4 protein-coding genes are annotated in these 6,064 nt (G+C 38.4%); 1 reads left to right on the plus strand and 3 read right to left on the minus strand.

From position 1 onward, the window contains the following. Nucleotides 1-184: 184 nt before the first annotated feature. The gene (locus D5018_RS20455) at nucleotides 185-775 is read right to left on the minus strand and encodes a hypothetical protein (RefSeq protein ID WP_121840829.1); all 591 of its coding nucleotides are present in this window, start codon (nucleotides 773-775) and stop codon (nucleotides 185-187) included. 81 nt (nucleotides 776-856) lie between these two features. Next, entirely contained in the window at nucleotides 857-1,597 is a 741-nt protein-coding gene (locus D5018_RS20460) for a hypothetical protein (protein WP_133309361.1), read from the minus strand. A gap of 733 nt (nucleotides 1,598-2,330) precedes the next feature. Between D5018_RS20460 and D5018_RS20465 the strand changes: the two genes are divergently transcribed. Next, entirely contained in the window at nucleotides 2,331-5,624 is a 3,294-nt protein-coding gene (locus tag D5018_RS20465; protein ID WP_121840831.1) for a hypothetical protein, read from the plus strand. A gap of 245 nt (nucleotides 5,625-5,869) precedes the next feature. Here D5018_RS20465 and D5018_RS22055 read toward each other — a convergent pair. After that, on the minus strand, nucleotides 5,870-6,064 hold a 195-nt coding region (locus D5018_RS22055; RefSeq protein WP_207819408.1), incomplete at its 5' end, for a hypothetical protein.

Here is a 6,064-nt window from a genome sequence, read left to right on the forward strand (position 1 = left end):
ATCGGTAAACGTGATGTGAATTTCTTTGAAGTTCCATATACAGGATAATATAGACTGGGAACCGCCCAGTCTACACTATCCAGCACGGGGGCAAGCCCCCGAGATTTTCGCTCCGCTCGTTAAAAAAAATCAGGGGGTAATAATGAAAATTAACAGTAGTTGCTTGCAATCGATTTGCTCACATCTATGAGACAATAAGCTTATCCATTTGGGCAATTATCTCTGATTTCAATTGATTTAAAGAGGCATCTACTTTCTTACAATACGCATTTAGCTCAATTGGAGAACAGCTAAAAATATTCGCCATAAATTCATTACTCACATCCATAGTGGTTTCAAAAATTGGCAGTAGACATTGAAAGTAAAGCGAAATGATGATCCCTATTTGTATTTGCATCTCGTTAGATTCTTCAATCAGAACTCGATAATCTTTATTTATACCTATATTTGGCTTAGAAGATAATTCATTGAATTTTTGTTTTTGTAACCGATTCAAGTTTTTTTTAGGGTTGCCCTTACGTTCTTCAAACTCTTTTTTATTGTTTATCCAGTTAATGTTCTTATATAAACGAATGATTTGAGTTAGCAGATATTCAAGCTTTTCACGCTTTATTTCGGTTCTCTGTTGTTGTTTGGCATGGTTTATCTGGTGGTTAATATTTCTGATCGAAAATCCACCCGCAATGAACGAAATAAGCAATGAAACAACAGGAGTCGCTATAACGACAACATCCTTAGCGGTATACCCCTGAGTACACTGAGTAAGACAAAACATAAGAGCGGCTTAAGCAAATAAAAATGGACTATCACAGAAAAACAACGACACATATTGTACCTGATGATTCAAGAACCAAACTTATTGAGCGTAAGAGGCAATGTGTGATTCATTATCAGCAATAATACAAACAGGGTTATGATAATTGGTCGAGTATTTAGCCAGCGCATTATCCTGACCGACACCTGAAAGATCTTTATTGGGCTTAACATTAACGTAGGTAAAAGCATCTGTCATACCAACCAAAACTTTTTCAATACAACCTTGCTTGACAGAAACGTAATGACGTTGTGGGTTTCCAGCAACGCCAGTTAAATAGCTTAACTCAAAGGGAGTGTAAGCAGGACTAGGATAAACGTATTTCGTTAACTCAGCATCAAGAATGTATCGGCCTTTCGCATAGTAAACATGTTTTGAGTCAGGGAAACGCCCTTCTTTGGATATGTCCCACTTTGGCGTCATAAAAATGGGGGATTGCCCGCTAGATAAACGACTTTCTTTTTGTAAATGAATCGGGCGATCAGTTCCCTTTCTCACCAGTTTACATTGAGTAATCTTTTGATAGCTCATCACCCCACTTTTCAGCTCTTGTTGTGAATCATTCACAGTGAATAATTTCACTTTATCGCATCCTTTACCCACCAATTCATACTCATTACCTTGATTATCAAACAACTGATTATGTTGATTGCGAGTAAGCTCAAGTTGGTTGTAAGGATCAAACTGCGCGTATGTTGCGTCCCAACTTTTGATCTGTTCATCGGATTGAGCAAAAGCTGTGGCAGAAAATAAAGTCATTAGCAGAAGTACACGTTTCATCATAATACCCACAAATTAAGTAACATTATCAAACGCTAACAAAACGATACTGAATATAAACTGACAATGTATATTTTAGAGTTGGCTAGTGAGTTTTTTATTCGCAGTCACAGGCAAATAGCTAAATTTGTAGGAGTACGTAATCGCCCTACTTTTACTTATTCACTATTTGAATTTGAGCTTTTTAATTCTAGCTGGGAATTTTGGAGGGATACCACTTTACCTAATAAGATGACGAATTTTAGTAAATATCTCACCATACGTTGGTTATGATCAACAATCTAGTGAGCTTTGCCTCTTATTGTTCTCTAACGCATTTCTGCCCCGAAGTTCGTTAGAGCGAACATTCTAATTTGTGTGCAAGAATCCTTTTTTTACACTTAACAAATAGCAAGTTGTGATTGCCTTAAAAGCTTAATATTCAAACAACTCACCTTTTTAAAGTGTTACATTGTATTTAACTCATTTTTTTCTACGGCAAAATCAATCTTCCGATTTGAAGAACCCAAAATTGGTTCAGCTTTGATTTCTGAATCAAGTACTTTCATTGATTCAGGGGAAATACGTGCGCTGATAACAGCAAATAACGCTGTTTTGTATTCAAATTTTCCTCTTTATGAAAATATAATATAGAGCTTAAAATTAATAAGCATTGCTTGAAATTCAACTAACATTCAGCCAATTTATTTTAAGATAATTTTTTGAAAAAAAATTACGTAAGTACTGGTGGTTTTTTATGGGGTTATCTTCTGCTTTACAACTGGCGAACGGCATTCAACAAGCCACAAAATTAGCTGAGAAAGCCTATAACCATACTCCATCAGCAGAAACCCTTGCGCAAGCTGGGTTATCCGTTGGTATTGGCCTTGCGACAGCAGGCCCATTAGGTGGAATTGTGGGGCTTGGGTATTCTTGTGCAAAGCATCATGTAGATAATGCGGTAGACAAAATCGTTGATGCCTTTCATGGTGCTTTACCGACAGAGTGTAAGGGTGCAAATGTAGCAAAGTATACCTCACAAGGTTTAAAGCTGGGTTTACATGGTGTGGTGACCGGCAGCCTGGCTCCACAAGGGGTAGTATACGGTACAGTAAAATCGATGTCGGGTATTGTTGGTGGTCAGTTAACGGTCAATGGTGTTAATGCTTTACAAGACAGAGCTGGGGTTGCTAAGGATAGCTATGGAAGACGATTTTTAAATTTCATCACCGCTTCTACTGCAGGATACCTTAGTAGCCAAGCAGCAGGATGTGCAATGGATGCTGTCACCGAATACGTTTACCCAACTGAACCCATGCAGTTAGATGGCGTCGGTGTAGAAAATTCACTACATGTTGATGACGACATCGATACTTTTGAAGATGCAAGAGACACCTTTGATAACCCTGAATTAAACCAGCTTCATCTCAAAGAACAACTATTGAAACAAAGTGGGAATAAAGTTCAAACCATGCGGCACATTCTTAGTATTGATCCCACAAACGAAACTGATAGCCAACCAGAAACGCATCATATTAATCAACGATCAACATTGCCCCAATGTGCTCAGCTGGTCGCGAATGGCAAGGGCCGAGAGTGGTATGTGCCATTTCCCGATAATAGTAGTGATAGAAAAACCACGAATGACATATTCAACGTTCCACTAGATTACAGCAACCTTAGCACTGCAATTAATAACGCAAAATGCACTCCTGTTGTGAGGTATTTCGATAATAACAATGCTACTACTGGTTTAACCTTAAAGTTCTCTGGACTACATATTACACCTCCTATTTTTTCAAATTGCTCTGAAAATGGTGAAGCCACATTAAGTGTTTATATCAGTGGGTTGAATTACAGTGGAGAAATACTTAATCCGTTCAATACTTCCAATCAATGTGAACCTCCAGACAAAGTGGCCTATGGTTGCTCACCTGAAAACTATACCACTCCCATGGTTAAAGGCGCTGAAGCCATTAATTCTACGGTAGTTAGAGATGTGATAGTGGGTAACAATCAAATTAATGTTGGCCTAAATATTAGTGATGACACCTTAATTAATGATACTCAAAGCGGTAAACTTATTCCTTGGAAAAACATTCGAAGGCAGATAGCCAACGCGAAAGTGACCAATTACTGCTATGGCAATAAAATCCTGAATATTGAATTTTTAAATGAAACTATTTGGGAAGAGCTACTGAATGCTACTCAGGTACAACAAGAAGCATGTGAACAATTAGCTGAAACTTATAATACCAGTGTTGTACCACTAGAAAATCTTATTCAAACACTTAGTACGGGTGGAGTTAAGTTGCCCCCCAATACCTTTATTCAAAATGGAAATCATCGAATTCCTTGGGTAAATTTGACAGCAGAACTAGAAAAATTAGAAGCTATTGGAGAATGTAAAACCCAAGGTGGATGGCTATCAGTTCCTATTGAGACCATTGAAACAGCTTTTGGTAACGCCGTAAAAAGCATTCAAAGTGATTGCTCTTCATCAATAGAACTCTTACCCTTCAATTCTTCTGGTTATACCATTGACCAAATCGTACAACAGTTCCAAGCAGTAACACCTGAATTTGGCTCAATTGGGTTAAGTATTGCCCCAAACCAACCGATTATTGTTAATGGCTACCCTTACTCATGGCGTAATATTAGCGGTTTTATTAATCGACAGCTTTGTATTGCATATCCAAATGCGAGTGATGAAACAACACCTGCATTCAAGCTGATAGAAAAGCAAGATATTATCGATGCCCTTAATCAGTTTTCCGCTTGCGTTAACTTCACTGCTTTCGAGCATACAGGGCAAACCATTGAACTAGCCAGTTTACTTGCAGCTGCTGACAACCAAAGCGTATTAGAGCTTCCTTTGAATGCTGTTGTTTCTCAGGGGGATAGCTACACTTCTTGGGCACTACTTCGGCAACAACTTAGGGAAAATGACACCAGCGGCGCATGTATTGAAAGCCAAAGACGATTAAGTGGTTTATCTAGAACGAAAATTACAGCAGCATTTGAGGCTGCGCCTAAAGCCAGTTTCTCGGATACGAGTACTTGCATTAACTCTACTTTTTATCAATATGCCTATCAGGCGAGGCCGCTTAAATGGGCTGAACTTAATGCAACACTTGAGGAAGATGCTTATGCCTATCAATATGGAATAGCAATCGACCCTGAACAGATTGTTGAGCGAGATGGGCGGCTGTATCTGTGGTCAGATATTGAAAGTTTTTTAAATGCGGATAAAGTTTGTCTCTCAGTTGATACAAGTAATAGCTCAGGAAAAATGCTATTTTCACCAAAGGTGTATCGGAATTTGTCACCTCTTGAAGTAGAGCAAGCAATTGATGAAGTACATCAATTAGCCGCTGCCAGTTTTTGCGATATACCAACTGCAATTCCTTATTCTGAAACGCCACTTTCCGCAGAAGCTGTGGCAAACCTTACTCAGGGATTGTCGAGACCAAATCGCAGTGAAGCATTCGTTATTAACCCAGAGCAAAAAATTCAATCACAAGATGTTACATTAACTTGGCAAGAGATATACCCCTTCCTTCTTGAGACGCATAAGTGCTCAATAGACGATGAACTTGCGGCTAAGTCATTAACTACTGAAGATATCAATCTAGCAATCGCCAAAGTTCCTCTCACAAGTGAGCCAGCAACTGAAATATCTACACCAAGCTCTAGCATAAATGTCGGAGCTATTGTTGGTGGTACTGTTGCAGGGACGGCTTTACTTATCGCTGTTGTTGTTCCTGTTACCATTATTGGTTTAGTTGTGTTTGATATTAAAGTTAATGATGGCAAAACAATTGAACGAATAAGGGATAGGATGAATGTTTTGCTAAGAAGGGCTGGTAAGCAGGTAATGTCTAATACTCAGGTAGTAGAGTTTATTGTCGAGAACAAAGAACAAACAGAGCAAGTTTTTTTGGGAGAGTTACAAGAAACAGCGCCTCCCGAGACAGCAATTGAAATTGAAACAAGTATGCCGCAAAGGCTACCACCACCTTCATTAGAAGCAAAAAAAGACAAACAATAGTCCAATGTTAAAATAACTAAGACCATGCAACTTGGAAGTTCAGCTGCGGCTCTTGATTAAGAAGACAAAACCAAACAACTGGCTCTTCAGCTTCAAGGTTAACAAAGTCAATTTTGAACGGATTATGTATATGGTGCAAACTGACTACGGTGGTAGGTAATGAGGTTTATGATATAACTTTAGACCACTCGTGGCACCATATTCGCCAGCTCATTTATGCCCCTAAATGATTTAGAGCATTAACTTTAATGTTGTTCTATGATTATTACTCCCAAATTATTTACATGAACATTAGATTTTAAATTAAATTCATTTAAAAGAAATTGACTGAATTCGTCACGCAGTTTTTGACCTAAATTAAACCCAGTTACAATTCTCTTTATCTTTGACTCACCCTTTGTATAGTGATAACGAAATAATGCTTTTGCAAACGCCAATGG

This window comes from Parashewanella curva, from assembly GCF_003675895.1.
GTDB classification, from domain to species: Bacteria; Pseudomonadota; Gammaproteobacteria; order Enterobacterales; family Shewanellaceae; genus Parashewanella; species Parashewanella curva.